The sequence below is a fragment of the Dehalogenimonas alkenigignens genome (assembly GCF_001466665.1).
Lineage (GTDB): Bacteria > Chloroflexota > Dehalococcoidia > Dehalococcoidales > Dehalococcoidaceae > Dehalogenimonas > Dehalogenimonas alkenigignens.
This window is the reverse complement of record NZ_KQ758903.1, coordinates 208312-227185: the sequence shown is the minus strand read 5'-3', so window position 1 is coordinate 227185 and position 18874 is coordinate 208312. Positions and strand designations below refer to the sequence as shown.

Below are 18874 nucleotides of genomic sequence, written 5' to 3'. Positions count from 1 at the left end.
AACAGTTATTTTTGCTTCCCATGTTTTTGGTTTTTACTGTTTTTATTCGGTTTTATTTTTTCCTTTGCCACTTCTGGTCTTTTAAATCTGGCATGGTCACTGGCATGTTCATAGGCTTTAGCATTTGGATTCGGTCCTTGTTCCCCGGTATTCATGTACGCATCTCCATTCCATTTCTGTGTATGTTGCTAAAACCGTTTCGCCTTATTTCTGCTGTTAGGAGTAAAACATCCTGTTTCGTCACTCTCAGATCTCCCCGTGCCGATATCCGCCATGATTTTATCAAGCCTGAATAGCACCAACGCCTCAAAGTGTTAATGGAAATATTGAGAATTTCACAGGCCTCCTTCATCCCTATCATGGTTGCAAAGCAGAGGACATCAGGCGGTTCCTGAGGATTCACCAGCAAAATTTGCTTTTGTGCGATATACGCCAACACTAAGCCCCCTGGTTCCGCTCGCCAATTTTGGGAGCCGCTGATACGGCAGCGGTTACAATCATTATAATTAGAATTAGACTAACCATAATTTGGCTTTCACTGGATTTATGTTGATTAGAAAAGGTGAAGCACCGCTTGCAGCAGCCAGATCACCAGGATTATCACTGCCAGTACCAGCAGGATGTGTACCAGCTTTTGATCGGAAAACAGTCCTTTTCCCCAACTGGTGCGCCAGCCGGTGAACCATAATATAACCAGAATAATCACGATGATTAATAGGAGGTCCATTCAGATTATCGCTCCTTCATATGGTGTTATTTTTCCCTGGGAAGAAACATACCTGGTTTTTGGATCATGAGTAATTGATCTAAGTTGCCAGGTCTTCAACGGTCGCAATCGGCGCGTTCTCAACGACTGATTTCATGCCGTTGGTTGCGTTCACTTTAGCCTTGTAACCCTCTCCCGAATTCGCTATGACCTGCCCGTTGGTGTGGACCAACTTCCAGCGAAACTCCCCTGATTTGTCCTTATAGATTACGAACTTAGCCGCCATGGCATTCCTCCTCTTTCACAAAACTTTTTCCCCCGGTATTCCTTTGGAGGGGATCCGGGCGTAATGGGGACAGTTCCCCAACCTATCAAACTATACACCCTGTGTTGGAGCGCGCAACCCTTTCCAGCGGTTGTAAGGCAGGCATCTAAGTGCTGGCGGGCGTACCTCAGCGCCCCCTCCCAATAGGGGGATATTGAATACCCCTGACAAAGCCGCGTTAGGTGGATTAATAGTACCTGATAGTGGTATAAAAGAAACATTACAAGGTTGCTTCAAGTTAGATGCAGAGGTGCTGGAAATGGCCGCCAAACAACGTGAAATGGATACGCTGGGGGTTCTGTTGATTGGTTTCAACCCGGTTGTCCGGGAAGGTCTGCAAGCCATTCTCATAAAAGATGACAGGATTAAAGTGATCGGCGATGCTTCGGACGAACACCGGGCGATGCAATTAATAAAACGCGCCCAGGGCAGCGAACAGCCTGTCAGTGTTGTATTGACTGAAACCCGGAACACCAAGTTGGACGGCGTCCAGATTACAAGGCAGATTAAAGATGAGTTTCCGGAAGTGGCAGTCCTGGTATTGACGGAGAACCCCAACGATTCCTATGTAATTGACGCGATACATGCCGGCGCGGGCGGATATATCTTCCTGCACGATATGTCACCGGCGGCTCTTATACAGAATATTCTCCGGGTGGTTGAAGGCAGCACCCAGATGACAACGGCACTGTTGCGTTCCGCGGTTGAGAATTTGCTTCAAAACGGCCGGAAAACCTTGGCCGAACGAACAACCGAGGCGGCTCATCTCACTGAAAGAGAGGTTGACGTGCTTCGTCTCATGGGAAACGGCGACTCCAACATAACAATTGCATCAACTCTGGGAATCGCCCCGGACACGACTAAAAAACACGTACGGAACGTAATCGACAAGTTGCAGGCCCGCAGTCGTACCCACGCCGCCATCATCGCCGCTCAGGCTGGCATAATAGGGAATCCGGTAACGAACAGTATCCAATAGGTGACGGGAGCCGGCTGTTTTATTTGTCCGGCTGTAACCGGCTTGCGATTACAGGTCGAAAGACTAACATTATCGGATATTGACGTTGGTGAAACACTGTGGGGAACCATCCACTCCAGCAGACCGGACATCCGCGTCTGGGCAGACCGAATTAGATCATCTGCATGCTGGGCGTGCTTACCCGACCCACATTCTCAAGAACCTGATCCGCCGGTCTCTTCTGGATGACAGATTGAGGCGCCTTTTTGGTGCAAGCGCCAGCCGGATCAGCCAGTTTCTGCGAAAAGTCGACAGCTCCGGCGTTAGCCTTTCTGTCCCGGAAATGGCGGAGTTCGTCCCCATATTGCTGAAATACGGATTTATCTCGTTACTCCCGATGCCCGGCCGCAGCCGCTGCTCCCTTCTGGCGGTCACCGGCGTCAATTTCGAACTCACCTACGACTGCAATTTGAACTGCGCTCACTGCCTGCAGCAGGGCATCCGCCGTTTCACCAGAGGGCACCTATCCACGCAGGCGGTCAAAGACGCGGTATTTCAAGTTTACCTTAGCGGATTATGTACCTCAGGCGTCAATTTCACCGGCGGCGAAGTGCTGGGTCACCGGAACGATTTCTTCGAGATTGCCGAATATACCGGGTCGTTGGGGATACCCTATAGGTTGAACACCAACAGCTGGTGGTCCCGGAAATCCGGGCTCGAACTCCCGGGGCGGCGGTTTGAATCTCCTCTCGACCTGGTGCGCCACCTCAAATCGATCGGATTAGGTCAATTCGCCTTCAGCTACGATGAACGTATGTCGAATTCCGATCTTTTCGACAACCTGGTTGCGGCAATAAAGCTGTGCGAAATCGCGCGGATTGGCTATCAGATCATCTTCACTGGCGTTGACCCTGCCAAAATTGGGGGCATCATCAACGAACTCCACAAGGCTGCCGGCTTCTTTTTAAACTACCTGGTGCCGGTCAGCGCTGAAATGGCCGACATCGGCGGGTGCACCGGGGACAACGCCGCCTACGCCTGGCAGTCCAACAAAGCCGATTGCCGGGATAAAGGCTTTTATCACCCGGCATTTTTACATGTCAGCCCTGATGGCAAAGTCAGGACGTGCATGTACGCGGTCGGCTCGGCAAACGTTGGTGATATCACCGAAAATGCCTTTACCGACCTGATCAATGATTTCCCCGGTAACACCACCGGCCGCTGTTTCACAAGCCCCGCCCGGAAACAGGCGGCGTTTGACAACCTTGTGGCGCCCTATCTGGCTTCGTATCGGCCTTTTGTCCATGAGTGTACCCGCAACGCCGTGCTGGTCAGAACCATCCAGACGCACTTCGATTGCCCTGATCTGAGCCTGGCGGAAATTCACCATCGCATCGGGCGCGATTTGAACCTGGCGCATCGATAGAGTGCCTCAACAAACAGCCGGCGCACCTGAATACAATAGCGTTGGGCATTTGTCCGGACTCAAACGGGTTCTTACTGGTCAATATGCCAGTAAAAAACCGTTCAAACGGCTGTTTCGTCAGCGCTACAACGGGGATAGATTAATGCTGCAGACGATTCTTCACACGGTAATGGGAAAGGGGCTTTAAGATGACGACAAGCAACTGCGCTGAATGTGCCATGCGAAAGAAGGCCGAGGCAAATCCCCAATCCCTGATGAGCCGAATCTGGAGATGGCACACGACATGGTGTCCGGGGTGGAAAGCGTACCAGAAATCCCTGCGGGACCAGACCTGTCAGCCGACGCATCCGAATGGCTGATTAATATGCGACACGACATTGAAACCGCTTCGGCGATCGCACATCGTCAGACGGTAAAACGAACCATCCGCTGAGTCTGGCTCTTCAACGTTCGGCTTCGGTGTCAGCGATGGTGTTGTTGAAGGATTCCTTGAGCCTGGCGCCGAGCCGGGACATGGCGTCCCTCATCGCCTCGGCGGCGACCTTTTCGGCCATCAGTTTTGCTTCCCGGCTGGCTTTTTCAAGACGGGCGCGGGACTCTTCTTCGGCTTTCCGCCGGGCTTCCTCAACAATACCGGCGGCTTCCCGCCGGGCGTCTTCGAAGATACGCTTCACCTCGGCCTTGGCAACTTCGGCCGCCTGCCTCTTTGCCCGCTCGTGGGATTCGATTATGAGGTTCTCAGCCCTGTCCTGACTCTCGGCGATGATCCGGACGGCTTCCCGGTCAGCCTTCTCCCTGGCGATCTTGAGATACTCTTCCGCCGCGAAATCCGCGTTCTGCTTTGAGACTGAGGCATACGCCGCGATGTCCCTGTCTATTTTTTCCCGGCGTTCGGCGATTATCGACTCGATTTGCACCTGGGCTTGCTCGCGCGCCTGGCTGAGAATACGCTCCTTTTCTTCCATCGCTTTAGCCACGATATCCACCGAGGCGACGGCGGCTTCCTGGCGGACGGATTCGGCCTGTTCCGCCAGAAAATGGAACATCATCTGCTGGTACTCGTGCCTGGCCCGGGCGATAATGGGCGCGGTCTCATCGCTGACTTTCTGGCGGATGCGCCCGCCTTCATCTTCGATGAACCGGCTCAGGTTCTGGCTCATCCGGTCGATCACTGAGGTGAGGTTCCCCACGGAGTCTATATCTTCTCTCAAATTTTCCATTTCATTAACCTCACGGAGTATTCCCGGAATATATCTAATACCCGCCCAGAATATACCAGACAAATCCTCCGGATACCACAATTATTTAGATTTGCGCGTGTCTACCGGTCTAAATATTTTAGACCACAGCCCGGTTCCGGCCTCAAAGCCAATGATCCGGCTGGGCTTCTGTCTGCCAATGCGCTAAAATAATAAACTGTTTTTACAAGACGTTCACCGCGGCAATCCCGGAAATAAATGATGGTTAAAGGAGAGTCAGCAATGTGCCCTTCGGAGTGTCAGGAAATCGTCCCGCTGGCAGATATTTACGGCAGCAACGTGTTCAACGACACGGTGATGCGCCGGACACTGCCGAAAGAAATCTATAAGTCTTTCAGGCAGACTATCGAAGAAGGCTTGCCCCTGGACGGCCAGGTGGCGGAGGTAGTCGCTTCGGTAATGAAAGACTGGGCTATCGGTAAGGGCGCCACCCATTTCACCCACTGGTTCCAGCCGCTGACCAGCATCACCGCCGAAAAGCATGACTCGTTTATTTCGCCCACCGCCGACGGCCGGGTCATCCTGGAGTTTTCCGGCAAAGAACTGGTTAAGGGTGAACCTGACGCTTCGTCCTTCCCTTCCGGAGGACTGCGAGCCACCTTCGAAGCCCGCGGCTACACCGCCTGGGACTACACCTCTCCAGCCTTCGTCAAGGACGGCACTCTGTACATTCCCACCGCTTTTGCTTCGTATACCGGGGAGGCGCTGGATAAAAAGACGCCGCTGCTGCGTTCCATGGACGCCCTCAGCCGCCAGGCGCTGCGGGTGCTGCGGGCGCTGGGCAACACCACCACCAAACGGGTCACCACCACCGTCGGCCCGGAGCAGGAATACTTCCTAATCGATAAAAAGCTGTTCGACCAGCGCGAGGACCTGATCCTGACCGGCCGCACCTTGTTCGGCGCCAAGCCGCCCAAGGGGCAGGAACTGGAAGACCACTACTTCGGGCAGCTCAAGGACCGGATTTCGGCCTTCATGTCGGATCTGGACACCGAGTTGTGGAAACTGGGCGTCGCCGCCAAGACCAAGCACAACGAGGTAGCGCCGGCCCAGCACGAACTGGCGCCGATCTTTTCAACCACCAACATCGCCACCGATCACAACCAGCTCACCATGGAGACTATGAAGAAGGTCGCCTTGCGGCACGGGCTGGTTTGCCTGCTCCATGAGAAACCGTTTGCCGGCATTAACGGCAGCGGCAAGCACAACAACTGGTCCATGTCCACCAACGACGGCCAAAACCTGCTGGAACCCGGCAAGGACCCGCATGAAAACCTGCAGTTCCTGGTCTTCCTCTCCGCCGTCATCCAGGCTGTCGACGACTACGCTGACCTGCTGCGGGTAGCGGCCGCCAGCCCGGGCAACGACCACCGGCTCGGTGCTAACGAAGCCCCACCGGCCATCATCTCCATGTTCCTCGGCGCTCAATTGACCGACATCCTGGCCCAGATCGAGGCCGGCGGCGCCAAGCGGAGCAAGGCCGGCGGCATGATGCATCTGGGCGCGACGTCGTTGCCGGCCCTGGCCAAAGACACCACCGATCGCAACCGCACCTCGCCATTCGCCTTTACCGGCAACAAGTTCGAGTTCCGCATGGTCGGTTCCATGCAGTCGATTGCCCAGGCAAACTTTGTTCTTAACACCATCGTCGCCGAGAGCCTCAGCCAGTTCGCCGACCGGCTGGAAAAGGCCGCCGACGCTAAAAAGGAAAGCGCCCAGATCATCCTGGACGTGGTCCGCAAGCACAAGCGGATTATCTTCAACGGCAATAACTACGCGACGGAGTGGGTGACCGAGGCCAAGCAGCGCGGCTTGCCCAATATCGCCAACACTGTGGACGCCATCGCCGCCATCCGCGCCGACAAAAACATCGCCCTGATGGAGAAGCACGGCGTTCTGTCGCGCGTGGAACTGGAGTCGCGCACCGAAATTCAGTATGAAATCTACATCAAGACGATCAACATCGAAGGCCAGACGATGGTGGAGATGGCCAAGCGACAGATACTGCCGGCGGTTATCGCTTTCCGGGCGGAACTGGCGGCTTCGATCAGCGCCGTAACCGCCATCGAAGGCAACGCCGAGGTCGAAAACGCCCTGTTCGTCCAGGTGAGCCAGACTCTCCGGTCGTTCAGCACCAACCTTTCCAAACTTGAGGAGGCGCTGAAGACGGCCGCCGGACTTCACGGCGACACCCTGGCTCAGGCTGAGGCTTACCGCGACCTGGTGTTCAAGGCCATGGGCGAACTGCGCAAGGACGCCGATTTCCTGGAGACAATGGTGGACGCGGACTTCTGGCCGATGCCCACTTACGCAAAACTGCTCTTCAATCTCTAACATCTTAATGCCTGCCGGGCGGTCGCTCCGCCCGGCAGGCATTTCTAATTCCGCCGCTTAGACGTTTCTTCTTTACTACCGCCTGTCTAATACGGGCAATCAGGCAGCCAGCCAGTAAAATTGACAGCATGAATATCAGACGGATTTCGCCCGCTGAGCTTGAGCTGCTGAGACGGTTGAACAGGTTTCTGTCGAAGCTTTTAAGGAGACGCGAACCTGTCCCGGCGCCATACCCGTTGGCTTTTACCTGTTGAGTAATTCGAGCAACTTCGTCGTGGTGTTCCAGTTCCGGATGGTCATGGATTTGTATGCCGGTAACGCCATGATGGCATTAAGCCGGCTTTTCGTACGTTGAGAGCTCAGGCGCTGGGAGTAGATCACGCCATCACCCGGCCAGACCATGTCGACACCCTCTCGAGGATTGAGCAGGGGTATAACCGAAGCCGAATCGATGCCCATCAAAAAGAGAGCATCGCTGTGGTATTTCTCGGGCTGTTCACCGAAGCCTTCAGGTTTATTATCAACGATGGCCTGAAGTTGGGTTCGGGTCAATACCAGGACTTTGATGAGGTCGCCATCGAGTTCGAATCGTTTGGGCAGCGCTTTTTCAAGCTGAACTTTTATTTCATCCGCAGATTTGTCGGACTCAAGAATCACATTACCGCTGGCAATGTAGGTAGAAACGTTAGAAAATCCCATTTCTTCCAGGCTTGTTCTCAGTCCGGCCATAGGTACGATATTTTTACCGCCGACGTTGATGCCGCGGAGCAGTGCAACATACCTCATTGTGAAACCTAACCACTCACTCCTGATAAATCATTTTGGAAAAACGAAAATGGAGCGAAGGTATCAAAAGGTAGAACGTTTATTGCTACCTTCGCATTATCCTAACGTCATTGGGCTACGTTCAAATACTCAATAAATCCGAGCGGTAACCCCCGTCCCTACCCGCCGTTGTCTCCTTCAAGGAGCCACGAGGTCTTTACCTTTAATGCTTTTGAAAACGCAACCACTTCGAAATCAGAAACCGGCCGTTGACCACTTTCGATTCTGGAGATCATCGCCTGGTCTATGTTAAGCCCTTGAGTCTGTAAACGGGCAACTAAATCCTCTTGGGTTACGGGAGGTCGGGCTGACAGCCGGGCTTGCCGTATCCTGGCACCGATCAAGTTTCTATTTTCCACGGCAAATATCTTAGGGCAAAGAGCTTGACAAATTATGTGTGGTACACATAAGATATGTGCCAACAACATACTACCCATACTAGAGAACCACGAGAACCTCGAAAAGAAGTGGCACCAGATGAACCTAGACGTCCGCCTGCAAGAATTGAATAAACGCTTCACCAAACTTTCGGCTGGTGAAACTTTGCTCGTTCGCCTAACAGCTAGAGCCGTAGTGAACGGAACTGCCAAATGTACCCCTGTTCTACCACCGGCTGAGGAGCTGAAAGGCTTACTGCCTTTGATGACCGGCGCTGAAAAGGAACTCTATCGTGCAGTTCTGGATGTGCTCCAAACATCCCTTACCAGCGACACCTCGGTCCCGCGCAGGAAATCTGGATATTCCCTTCGCAGTCGAAGTATTCATCCGCCGGTTAAGGATGAGCAAGGCAGTGTCCTGGCCAATAACCCATCTGAATTCGCACGAAAGCATGGCTTAAAGTACAGCGGGATGCTGAATGGGATAGATGCCTTAACCGCGGCAAGGGACTTGTCCGGGGATGATCTCCCCTACCATTTCGAGGTTATCAAATACGACAAAGACGGCATCATCATCAGAAAGACCGCCGGTCACGGCTACCGTACTTACTCCGATGAGGTCGATGAGTGGCGTAGGATAGAAGGATTGCCGCCGATAAAGCGACCGAAACAAAAGATTCAAAGTGTGTTTGAGTAACTGGCAAAGGAGGTGTATCAGAGCAGATTACGAATCGCGTCTCCCCTTTAGTCAGCAACAGTAGAAGAGTTATCGAATATGAGATAAGGAGTTTTCAAATGGACATTGAGCATAATTTGCATCTAGCTAAAATGATTGAATACCTCCATCACAACACCTCACCACAGGATAGGGTGATACTTAGAAACATGAGCGCCGTCATCGATGGCCGGATCACCCGCACGGCTCAACTAGAAGGAAAGACATTAATTCCATCCAGCTCATCCCGCCAACACCCGCCTCCGGTAGATATGTTTGGTGTTGTCCTCGGCGCCTCGATAGAAGAGTTCTGCTGGAACCATAACCCGGAGATCCGTTACACCGGCAGGCGGACAGCTATTGATGCTTTAACCAGTTGTGTTGCACCAAACGGCGAAGAGTATTCCTTTCACTATGAAGTGGACCGGTACACAAAGCACGGAGTGTACGTTAGAAGGGTTGCCGGGGTTGGCTTCAAGACCTCCGCCCAAGAAACCGACGAACTCCGCCGGTGCGCTGGCTTCCCACCCTTCAAACGGCGCATCCGTAAGGCGAAGTGATCTCTGCGTCTTAGGGAGGAGGAAATGACCTCTTCCTATTTAATAAAACACGAGGAGGAAATATGGCTCGTATTAAACGGTGGCTTTACCCGGTGCTTTCAATAGTTCTCATTCTTGCGGTGGCGTCCTGTAGTGCTCAGGTCACGCCGCCGATTACTACGACCGATCCACCGGAACCAATCCCGGCGGCGCCATCCAATCTGGTGGTGAAGATTATCGACGAAAACAAGATCAATATCCGTTGGTCTGATAACTCGGTAAATGAGCAGGGTTTCCGGTTGGAACGATCCACCGATCTCAATTTCACCAAGGACGTGACCGTAACAAATCTGACCTCCAATTTCACAGACCTGACCGAACCGGCATTTAACTTAGTAGCCGCCGACCTAGATCATCCAGTTACTACCTATTACTATCGAGTTTACGCTGTAGGAAAGAGCGGAGAATCACTGCCTTCAAACATCGCCACCGACTGGCAGATTTTTTATTCTTTTAAGGGGACGCAGTTCATATACGCCCGGCTTGTTTCGCTGGCTACCTCCCCATCCGCCATGAACTACGTTTCCACCTATTGGAATGGCCTCAACTGGTACGACATTTCCGGCAACTCTCAGCAAGGCAGGGTGAATATTGGGTGGCAATACAGGTTCGTGTGCGTCCCCTGGCAGGAAGCTGACTGGACGGTTTACCCTGACGGCCGCTTGCTTCCCGGCGCCAATGGGCTTCGTCTAGAAGCGGAAATCGCCAAACTGAACCGGGGTGAAACCCTGCCTTACCAGTGGCAAGGCGCCAAGTAGGGATAGCTCTTGGGACTGTCGTTATTTCAATCAAAAATTGACGGATTAGCGACTCTGTGTATGAAATAGCTTGTGTCCGATTCTTATCAGCGAGGTGGGAAGTCCTTGAAGAAAATCCTTTTTGTCTGCTACGCCAATATGTGCCGCAGCCCAATGGCCGAGGCGCTGTACAAAGCCAACATGGGCAGCCGGCAGGACGAAGTACAGTCGTGCGGTACCGGTGCCGAGGACGGCTGCCCAGCCAGCCCCGGGTCGGTCAAGGCGATCGCTAGATACAAGAGCAATTCTGGCCGTCCGCTTAGTCTGAGAAATCACAAGTCTCAAGCTTTAAATCACCGGTTGCTGGAATGGGCTGACCTGGTGCTTACGACAGATATCGGCAGGTCTCATACTATAAAACGCTCTGCCCCAGAGGAGGCCTATAAGGTGTTCACCATCGGCGAATTCGTCGGTTCCGGCGACCAGGTGCCGGATCCGATTGGCGGCACCGATGCAGATTACCAGCGGTGCGCCAAGCAATTGGATGATATGACTAAACTGATTGCCAGTCGGTTGAATGACATCGAAAAGGGGCGGCTCACCACGGAGGTGGCTAGTGTTTGAGTGTATTCCTAAAGTTGAACTAGCAGACTCTGTCCTCACAATGCTCGAACTCGACCGTGCCACCCTCGATTTTGAATTTACGCGGCTTAACCAATCAAACGAAGTGCTGGCAAACACTATCCTGGCGTTTGAAGATAATGTCTTTCAAGCAGCGGCTCCCGATCTGGAATCGGAGTTTCCGGAGTTTCACCAAAAACTGTCCCGAGAGTTGCACTTCAGCTTTTTGGCGCTCCTGTCAATGATCGACCGCTCTTTGAAACAGCAATCGGAGGAATCGATCTGATATGGATAATAATGATGAGGCCAAACTGAGTTGTGGTGAATTCGTAAGCGAATGGGGAGACCGGTGGTTCCAGCTCGGGGACCTATTATTCGACGTTCTGCGTAGGGACAAAAGCCCCTCCGAGAATAAGATACCTTTTTCAGCGAGTAACGCCGCCACTTACGAACTCCTCCGTGAATGGCTCACTAGTCACGAAGAGCGATTTCTTGATCTTTGGCAATGGTTTTACAAAGAGAAGCTTACGGCCCTCGAGCCAGACAGCGATTACCTCAGAGAATATTGGCAGAATCCGTTTGCGATGTTCTATCGGCCCTCCGCCCTCCCTGAATTACTCACCGCGTTCGACCTCCAGACTTCAGTGGATGATTGGACCCCGGATGAGAATAAATGCTGGGAAGTGGCGATGGTGGTTTTACAGCTAGCCCCAATTGTCGCGTCGTTCTACAAGTGGGCTGACGAAGAAATCGCCGCCTTATTACGCAGCGAACTAACATAGAGAGGATACCCCTTGGACCATTTTAAACCCAACCGTCCCAGTGGCTTGGATGAAGCTACGGAGGCAGCCAAACATCTTGGTGAAGGGCTTAAGATTCTGGCGAGGATGATCGCGCGGGAAATTGCCATTGAATTAAAGACGACCTGCTACTCTGTCCCCAACCAAGATCAAAACACTCCGAGCCAGTCAACACCGGAGAAATTGACGCTTTCAGTGCCTGAAGTAGCCGAGCGTTTAGGAATTAGCAAAGGAAAAGCTTACGAACTGGTCTATACCAAACAAATCCCGAGTATAAGATTTGGTCGGAGATGGTTGATCCCCAGAATCAGATTTGAAGCTATGCTTGGGGGGGAAACTTCTTTCCTAAACAAATCAGCCACGCCCTAAAAAAGGCGGGCGCCGTCTTCAGCCCGAAATCGTTTCAGACCGAGCCCTTAGGTATTGCAGGACCTCGCTAGCAATCTTCTCATGCCATTCTTCCTCAGCGGCAATCTGCCTGAATTTTGGTTTCAGTCCCTCCGGCAAGAGTTTGACGCATTCCATATGCAACCGATGCGCGAGTTTTTCTTTATCGACCTGTTCCTCGAACATCCTCACCAAATTCCCATCGTCAGGGAAGGGTTCGAAGTTCCATTCAGCTTTACCACCCAGGGATTCGATAGCTTCAGAGACAACCCCGGCATGTTTCACTGAAGCAGAGGATAAATACAACGCCTTATCCCTGATGTCTCGGTCCTTGAACACCCCCGAAATCCGGGGGAAGTGAATAATGATGGAGTACTCAAGGGTAAGGACCTGGTTGAGAAGGTCGATTACCGGAGAATAATCGGTTTTGGCAGGTTGTTTATTCACGTTTTATTGTCCTTCTGAATTCTCGGTTGGGAGGAATCAACGCAAATCTAATTGAACTTAAACCCTTTCTCAACAACAAGCTTGAGACACGTATCAACGACCTCTGAGTCGAAGAAGGTTCCTTTCTTCTGCAGAAGTTCATTTAATGCCGCGCTTACACCTAAGCCTGGCCTGTAAGGTCGATGAGATGACATGGCTTCAAAAACATCGGCGACGGCCAGGATTTTGGCTTCCATGAGCATGGATTCACCGGGTATCTTGTCAGGATAACCAGAGTTGTTCAATCGTTCGTGATGTTGCCGAACGATTTGGGCGATTGGCCAGGGGAAATCGACTTCCTTGAGAATGTCATAACCGGTTTCCGAATGGGTTCGAACGAGACCCATCTCAAACTCATTCAGACGCCCAGGCTTGCTGAGGATGCTCGCCGGCACCGCCACTTTACCAATGTCATGGACTAACCCGGCTACCTCGATACCCTCTACCCGGTCGGGATCTAAGCCCATCTCCTGGGCAATAGCCCGCGCCAGTTGGGCGACGCGTTTTTGATGCCCGGCGGTGTACTGATCGATCTCCTCGCTGATCTTCGAAATAGTGAGGATTGTTTGCTTGAACGTTCTCTGCAACCTGCCGATGCTGGCTTTTAACTCCATCTCCGCCTGCCTGCGGACCAACACCCCTGATAACACATTAGCTGCGGTAATCAGGAACTTCTTCCCCTCAGAATCTCTTCGTCGCCCTTTTTTAAGATAGGTATTGATCACACCCAATGTCCGGCCGCCAGAGACAAGCGGCAGGCAGGTGTGACCGTGATCACTAATTCCGGGGTAGGTAATACTGTGGCGCTCATCGAGCGTAGTCGAATACTGAATCGATTGAGTTAGGGCTGCCTGCCCACATAAGCAAGTGCCAAAACCCACCCTGGCGCACGACTGTTTTACAGGTTCCTCTAACCCGACTTGAACCTTCATCACCAGCGTTTCACGGTCGTCCTCCACCAGGAAGATACACCCTTTCTTTTCCAATCCGATCTGAGGGGCGGCTAGAATAATGTTGAGAGCTTTCTTAAGAATGTCGTCCAAGGAGATGTCCTTTAGAGACAACCGCAGGATTTCGGAAATCGCGTGTTGCAGCTTTTGTTCCTTGGTGAGGCGTTTGGCGGTGAGTTTTTGGGCAGTGATGTCTTCCGCTGTGTGTAGAAAGATTGGATGTCCGTCTTCGGTAAATTGGCCAGTCGGATAGACCGCTGTTTTTATCCAGTGCCTTCTTGCTGGGTCGAAGAGCTCGCGTTCGACTGACTCAAGTCCTCCCATCGCAACCGCCTCTTCAAGGGGGCAGCCATGAAATGGATGGTTGAGCCCGTGAACCAGCTTGGGACAATAAGCCCCGATAACGTCAGGCAGGTCAAGATTCATGGCTTGATAAAATGCCTTGTTGGCGCCGACGATGTGGTGGGTGCTGTCTATCAAAAGGGCATAAGCAGGCATGGCATCAAGAATCGCTTGGGCGTCCATTTTTGTCGTTCGGTTTGAGCATCGATCGCCAGAAAGAAGGCACCCGGAACAACCTCGCTTGGCGCTATTTTCAACGACATTTTCGGAGGACATCCGCTTAGAAAGGGATTCAACGGTCTCGGTTGGAATAACAACTGAATTCACTTTGACCTGTCCTCTATCATAATTTCTCGAACTTCGATCCTGGATGCATGAGCATGGATAGTTTTCAGATCGTTCTCGGTGAAAAGCCTCCAGCCCCGATTATCCTTGTACGCACGTGATAGAACCGGCTGCCGAAGCCATCTGAAAAGAGTCGTTCGGCTGATTCCGGTTTGGGCGCAGACTTCTTCCGTTCGATAATATTTTTGACCGTTGATCTCAACCGGCATCCTAGTAGTCTCCTGCTTCTGTATAGTCCTGATTGACATCGAATGGAACTGATTGATTCTATTATGGTCTTGAGAGGTATTCGGAACAATCACCCATTCAGGCTATGCGGGGAATAACCATAGTACTTTAAATAAGCAATAGTACTATGTGAAGAGCAATGAGATTGATGTTTGGATTAAAAGTTACTCAGGTCCGACAACCCATCAGGTCGGATTGGCATTGTAGATCATTGCTTAAGAGCAAAGGGGCCATCGGCCCGTTTGCGGATTTTAGGCTAGTTGTTTCCTATCGATCCATCTAAAGATGCGCAATATGATCGAGGGTTTGCCGTTTCTTGTCCTCAGCTTCTTTATATAAGGCATCCAATCCATCGTAAACTGCCAACATCTCTGGTGTGAAAAACGAAACCCCAGGCGGAATATCCTGCGCGTTCTCATGAGTTTTTGGTAACAACTGATTCTTCGCTTCCCAGAGTTTGTGCGCGATGTTTGACCACAAGAGAAGTTCATGCTGAAGATCGTCTAAAGATTGAACCGTACCAGTACTCCTCTGTGTGTGACCTTAGAATAAGCCGAAACGTTGGCTGCGTAATCTGGCTATCTAAGAGCACACATAATTCGCGATCCAGAGTCCCAACGAACAATTCCTCGATCTATTGACAAGATTATTAGACTAGGTTAAGGTACTAGGACTATTATACTAGTACTTAGTACCATTTGTCTCGTGAGGACAGATATGATCGATAAACCAATTCAAATTCTTCTCGGTGAAGAGGATGCCACATCGACCATCAGGACACTGGGGTCTGTCGGCCTGAAAACGTTCCATGAATCGATCAAGAATCCCCAGCAATTCCACCGAGCTTTATCTGAAAACCATTGGGATGTGATTATCGTTGACCATCCATTCCCCGGAATGTCTGCAAGCGATATCGTGGCGATCCGTAATAGGCTCTCGCCTGCAACTCCCCTGATATTTATCCTCGAGAGCTCAAGTGTGGAAAAGGTGCCACCGTCGATAATGGCGAACGGAGATGATTATTTCACCAAGGATAACCTAGCCAGGCTGCCGGGAGCAGTACAGAGGGCCATTGCGGATTCGGTGATCAGGCGCAAACATTGGGAGACCGACGGTAAGTTCAACGATCAGCTCCGGCTTAACCAGGTTATACTGGATGCTTTCCCCCACCCGATCATGCTTATCAAGCCGAATACTTTTGAAATTGTCGCAGCGAATGAGGCTGCTTCAAAGAATGGAGCCGCGCCTGGGACTCACTGCTATCGCGTCTGGGAGGGTCAGCAAACACCCTGTTCTTGGTGTATGTCCCAGCGCCTTTGGGAGACCGGCCAACCACAACACTGCGAAGTTGAATGGAATGGCCGCTGGTGGGAAGCACATTGGATCCTTGCCGACCACAGCCACTACATGCATTTCATCTATGACATCACAGAACGCAAGCGGAGCGAGTTGCAGATAAATCATCTCAATTCAATGCTTGAACTCGGACGAGATGCCAATGAAATTATCGTTACCGAAACCGATGAAAAAATGCTTCTCGCTAAGATCTGTAAACGTATCGGAGCGAGTAATCAAAATCTCATGGCATGGATAGGCCGTATCGATGAAAATGGTAAAGCCGAACCTGTGGCCTGGTCAGGCGAGAATCTGGATTTCAACAAATGTATCGGCGGAAAATGCGCTCTTAAGGATTCAACTCCCGAACATCATTGCGCTTTCGATCTGTTTGCGTCATCGATATCTTTGCCACTAAAGATCGAAGACACCGTTATCGGTGTGCTCAATATCTGTGCAAAGGCGAAAGATGGGTTTCAGGGAGATGACCGGCGATTAATGCAGGAACTCGCCTTCGATCTGTCTCTGGGCATGGAAAAGATCCGAAAACGCGAAGAACTCCGGAAACAGAAAGAGTATGTCGAAACGCTGGTTGACAACCTGCCGATTGGTTTGGCTATTAATACCATCAGTGATGGCAAGACTTTGTTTATGAATGACAAGTTCGAGAGTATCTACGGCTGGAGTCGTTTAGATCTAACCGATGTCGAAACCTTCTTTGACAAAGTGTACCCCAACCCTACGTATCGGACTGAAATTAAACAACGAGTACTTGCCGACATTGCAACCGGCGATGCCCAGCGAATGCATTGGGAAGACCTCGGAATTGTCACGAGTTCCGGCGAACGGCGCTTTATTTCTGCTGCAAACATTCCTTTATTCGATCAAAACTTGATGATCTCAACGGTCCAGGACACTACTGCTCGTAAAAAAGCCGAAGAGGAGACTTGGTTACGGGCTCACGTGCTAGATACCGTATCTGACTCAGTTTTTCTTTCGGAACCGGGAGGAACGATCCTGTTTCTTAATGAAAAAGCCTGGGAGACGCGTGGATACTCCCGAGACGAACTTCTGGGTAAGAACATCAAAATCCTTCGCCCCCCCGAAGATGCCGGCGACTGGGATCGAAGGCGTGCCGAGGTGATCGAACATGGGGAACAAACTTACGAGTCGATACATCAGCGTAAGGATGGTTCTGTTTTTCCAATAGAAGTCCATGCCCGTTCACTCAATTATGATGGGAAGACACTCATTCTTTCGGTTGTCAGGGATACGACAAATCGTAAGCAGCAGGAAATCGAAAAACAACAGTTGAGCGATAAAGCCGAGATGTCGAGCCGCCTTGCAGCCGTGGGTGAAATGGCTGCCGGGATCGCACATGAAATCAACAACCCTCTGACAGGAGTCATCGGATTCTCCGAGCTTCTTCTCGGAGAGAAAAACCTCCCCGATAATATTCGGGAAAACATTGCGATCATCAATGAGGGCAGTCAGCGAGTAAAAGATATCGTGAGCCGGATGCTCACCTTTGCTCGACAGGCAAAGCCCCAAAAAAGCGCGGTTGATATTACAGAGCTTATACAGAATACGCTCGAACTTCGAAGTTACGTCCTTCGAACAGCCAATATAGAGGTCATCAAAGAATATGAACCCGATTTGCCGTGGGTCGTGGTCGATCCTGGCCAGCTTCAGCAAGTGTTTTTAAACCTCATCGTGAATGCTGAATATGCCATGAAAAAAGCCCATGATCGCGGCCGACTGGTAATTAAAACTGAAAACCACTCGAATCACATCCGCATATCATTCCGCGATGATGGACCAGGCATGTCACAAGAGGTTATGGCCAAGCTTTTCCAACCCTTCTTTACGACCAAAGAAACAGGCGAAGGTACAGGGCTTGGGTTATCCTTATCGTTTGGCATCATTAAAGAGCACGGAGGACAGATAACAGCCGAGAGTATTCCCGGTCACGGCGCAACATTCAATATCGAGCTTCCTTTAAGCCAGCTTATTTCCGAGCCCGTCTTTGAGCCAACGACTCAAAATATTATTCTAACAATGAAGAAGACGATTAGGGTACTGGTCGTTGATGATGAGCCATATGTCAGGACATTGATTAAGTCAATCCTTAAAAGTGATGTTTTCTTGGTTGATGAATGTGATCGGCCAAACAAGGTACTCGAAGCACTTGAAAATAACGAGTACGATGTCATCATGCTTGATATCCGGATGCCTGAGATGAGCGGAATAGAACTGTTAGAGAGGATTTCTCTAAAATGGCCAGATCGAGCGAATCATGTGATCGTCATTACGGGCGATGCTTCGGATTTGATCACGAAGAATTTCCTGGAATCAAGAGAAATCCCATATGTCACCAAGCCCTTTACTCGAAAAACCATCGAAGAGGCGGTTGAAATAGCAATATCCCGAAATACCGGTGCCAAATTCTCCGAGGTTGTTTGAAAATGGCAGAAACGATCAATAAGACCAAGATCCTCGTAGTAGAAGACGAATTTAATATTTCTGATGTTTGTAAAAACTCCCTGATAAAGGAGGGTTACGATGTCACGGTGTCGGCTGATGGGCTTTCAGCGAAACGATTGATCTCGGCAACGGAATATGATCTTATTGTCCTTGATCTGAACATACCGAAAATTTCGGGCATCGAACTATATCATTGGCTTGAGGGCGAGCATCCGGAATTAACGAGGCGAGTGTTATTTATGACGGGTCTTATCCCAGTCGGTGGGGTCGCTGCTTTCCTGGCTCATACTGGACGGTTGTGCTTGCAAAAACCCTTTACGCCCAAAGAGTTGAGAGATAAAGTGAAACAGGTGTTGGAGCCTCTCGGGAAACTTTGATTCTTTCTGCAAAACCGATCGCGAGATTTGCCAAGCCAAGGGACGGATTATTTTTCCTGGCCAAGTCACAAATTAACAGAAGGTGTGAGTTAAGCCCATCACAAACTGACTCACTTATATTCATTCAAGGTCATCTAGCTCAACTATTGTAACCTGTAGGGGTTGTGTTGTTCGGGGAGAGCGAATTACCCCCCTACAAGCTGGGGAGCATCGGGAGGAAATGAACAAGCCACCCACCTTTGCGAACCATACCGCCAG

General features: G+C 51.0%; 23 protein-coding genes. 12 read left to right on the top strand and 11 right to left on the bottom strand.

The features are described from left to right. Window positions 1-5: 5 nt before the first annotated feature. The 4 genes from DEALK_RS10055 to DEALK_RS01185 form a co-directional block, all read right to left on the bottom strand. Entirely contained in the window at window positions 6-155 is a 150-nt protein-coding gene (locus DEALK_RS10055) for a hypothetical protein (protein ID WP_165802771.1), read from the bottom strand. After that, on the bottom strand, window positions 152-352 hold the full coding sequence (locus DEALK_RS09715) for a helix-turn-helix domain-containing protein (protein WP_240608300.1): 201 nt from the start codon (window positions 350-352) through the stop codon (window positions 152-154). Before DEALK_RS09715 ends, DEALK_RS10055 begins: the two co-directional genes overlap by 4 nt. Window positions 353-553: 201 nt before the next feature. Beyond that, on the bottom strand, window positions 554-727 hold the full coding sequence (locus tag DEALK_RS10050) for a DUF5670 family protein (protein WP_165802770.1): 174 nt from the start codon (window positions 725-727) through the stop codon (window positions 554-556). A gap of 79 nt (window positions 728-806) precedes the next feature. Next, window positions 807-992 (bottom strand): YegP family protein, encoded by a 186-nt coding sequence (locus tag DEALK_RS01185; protein ID WP_058437953.1) that lies wholly within the window; start codon window positions 990-992, stop codon window positions 807-809. Window positions 993-1290: 298 nt separating this feature from the next. Between DEALK_RS01185 and DEALK_RS01180 the strand changes: the two genes are divergently transcribed. After that, window positions 1291-2010 (top strand): LuxR C-terminal-related transcriptional regulator, encoded by a 720-nt coding sequence (locus DEALK_RS01180; protein ID WP_058437951.1) that lies wholly within the window; start codon window positions 1291-1293, stop codon window positions 2008-2010. A gap of 343 nt (window positions 2011-2353) precedes the next feature. Further along, entirely contained in the window at window positions 2354-3415 is a 1062-nt protein-coding gene (locus DEALK_RS01175) for a radical SAM protein (RefSeq protein WP_186007566.1), read from the top strand. 443 nt (window positions 3416-3858) lie between these two features. Here DEALK_RS01175 and DEALK_RS01170 read toward each other — a convergent pair whose 3' ends face one another. Continuing rightward, entirely contained in the window at window positions 3859-4635 is a 777-nt protein-coding gene (locus tag DEALK_RS01170) for a hypothetical protein (RefSeq protein ID WP_058437947.1), read from the bottom strand. A gap of 261 nt (window positions 4636-4896) precedes the next feature. Here DEALK_RS01170 and DEALK_RS01165 point away from each other — a divergent pair, with 261 nt between their 5' ends. Beyond that, complete coding sequence (locus DEALK_RS01165) at window positions 4897-7008, top strand: glutamine synthetase III family protein (protein WP_058437945.1); 2112 nt, start codon at window positions 4897-4899, stop codon at window positions 7006-7008. A gap of 243 nt (window positions 7009-7251) precedes the next feature. Here the strand turns inward: DEALK_RS01165 and DEALK_RS01160 are convergent, their stop codons facing one another. Together DEALK_RS01160 and DEALK_RS10320 are read right to left on the bottom strand one after the other, a co-directional pair. Beyond that, window positions 7252-7794, bottom strand: a complete 543-nt coding sequence (locus tag DEALK_RS01160) for a DUF1697 domain-containing protein (RefSeq protein ID WP_058437943.1) — start codon at window positions 7792-7794, stop codon at window positions 7252-7254. Between the two features lie 158 nt (window positions 7795-7952). After that, a complete protein-coding gene (locus tag DEALK_RS10320) occupies window positions 7953-8261 on the bottom strand; it encodes a helix-turn-helix domain-containing protein (RefSeq protein WP_076005034.1) in 309 nt (102 codons plus the stop codon). Between the two features lie 49 nt (window positions 8262-8310). Here DEALK_RS10320 and DEALK_RS01155 point away from each other — a divergent pair, with 49 nt between their 5' ends. The 7 genes from DEALK_RS01155 to DEALK_RS10345 all read left to right on the top strand — a co-directional run bounded on the left by DEALK_RS01155 (window position 8311) and on the right by DEALK_RS10345 (window position 12051). Next, window positions 8311-8907, top strand: coding sequence for a hypothetical protein (locus tag DEALK_RS01155; RefSeq protein ID WP_076003611.1), 597 nt, complete (start codon window positions 8311-8313; stop codon window positions 8905-8907). A gap of 98 nt (window positions 8908-9005) precedes the next feature. Beyond that, a complete protein-coding gene (locus DEALK_RS01150; protein ID WP_058437938.1) occupies window positions 9006-9485 on the top strand; it encodes a hypothetical protein in 480 nt (159 codons plus the stop codon). A gap of 62 nt (window positions 9486-9547) precedes the next feature. Further along, the gene (locus DEALK_RS01145) at window positions 9548-10282 is read left to right on the top strand and encodes a fibronectin type III domain-containing protein (RefSeq protein ID WP_058437936.1); all 735 of its coding nucleotides are present in this window, start codon (window positions 9548-9550) and stop codon (window positions 10280-10282) included. Window positions 10283-10387: 105 nt separating this feature from the next. Then, window positions 10388-10885, top strand: a complete 498-nt coding sequence (locus DEALK_RS01140; RefSeq protein WP_058437934.1) for an arsenate reductase/protein-tyrosine-phosphatase family protein — start codon at window positions 10388-10390, stop codon at window positions 10883-10885. Window positions 10886-10925: 40 nt separating this feature from the next. Further along, window positions 10926-11168 carry a hypothetical protein gene (locus DEALK_RS01135; RefSeq protein ID WP_144437054.1) on the top strand — a complete coding sequence of 81 codons (243 nt, stop codon included), beginning with the start codon at window positions 10926-10928 and terminating at the stop codon, window positions 11166-11168. Window position 11169: 1 nt separating this feature from the next. Beyond that, window positions 11170-11664 (top strand): hypothetical protein, encoded by a 495-nt coding sequence (locus tag DEALK_RS01130; RefSeq protein WP_058437930.1) that lies wholly within the window; start codon window positions 11170-11172, stop codon window positions 11662-11664. 12 nt (window positions 11665-11676) lie between these two features. Next, window positions 11677-12051, top strand: a complete 375-nt coding sequence (locus DEALK_RS10345) for a helix-turn-helix domain-containing protein (protein ID WP_335583011.1) — start codon at window positions 11677-11679, stop codon at window positions 12049-12051. 18 nt (window positions 12052-12069) lie between these two features. Here the strand turns inward: DEALK_RS10345 and DEALK_RS01120 are convergent, their stop codons facing one another. From DEALK_RS01120 to DEALK_RS01105, 4 genes are all read right to left on the bottom strand, one after another. Continuing rightward, window positions 12070-12516 (bottom strand): ferritin-like domain-containing protein, encoded by a 447-nt coding sequence (locus DEALK_RS01120; RefSeq protein WP_058437928.1) that lies wholly within the window; start codon window positions 12514-12516, stop codon window positions 12070-12072. A 47-nt stretch (window positions 12517-12563) separates the two neighbouring features. Then, window positions 12564-14030, bottom strand: a complete 1467-nt coding sequence (locus DEALK_RS01115) for an HD domain-containing phosphohydrolase (RefSeq protein WP_058437926.1) — start codon at window positions 14028-14030, stop codon at window positions 12564-12566. Window positions 14031-14170: 140 nt separating this feature from the next. Further along, entirely contained in the window at window positions 14171-14401 is a 231-nt protein-coding gene (locus DEALK_RS10400) for a MerR family transcriptional regulator (protein ID WP_058437924.1), read from the bottom strand. A gap of 298 nt (window positions 14402-14699) precedes the next feature. Then, window positions 14700-14900: a hypothetical protein gene (locus tag DEALK_RS01105; protein ID WP_058437922.1), complete on the bottom strand. Its 201-nt coding sequence runs from the start codon at window positions 14898-14900 to the stop codon at window positions 14700-14702. 237 nt (window positions 14901-15137) lie between these two features. On the opposite strand from DEALK_RS01105, the gene DEALK_RS01100 reads away from it, so the two are divergent. Next, window positions 15138-18218 (top strand): PAS domain S-box protein, encoded by a 3081-nt coding sequence (locus tag DEALK_RS01100; RefSeq protein ID WP_058437920.1) that lies wholly within the window; start codon window positions 15138-15140, stop codon window positions 18216-18218. 2 nt (window positions 18219-18220) lie between these two features. Next, window positions 18221-18616, top strand: a complete 396-nt coding sequence (locus DEALK_RS01095; RefSeq protein WP_058437918.1) for a response regulator — start codon at window positions 18221-18223, stop codon at window positions 18614-18616. Window positions 18617-18874 lie beyond the last annotated feature (258 nt).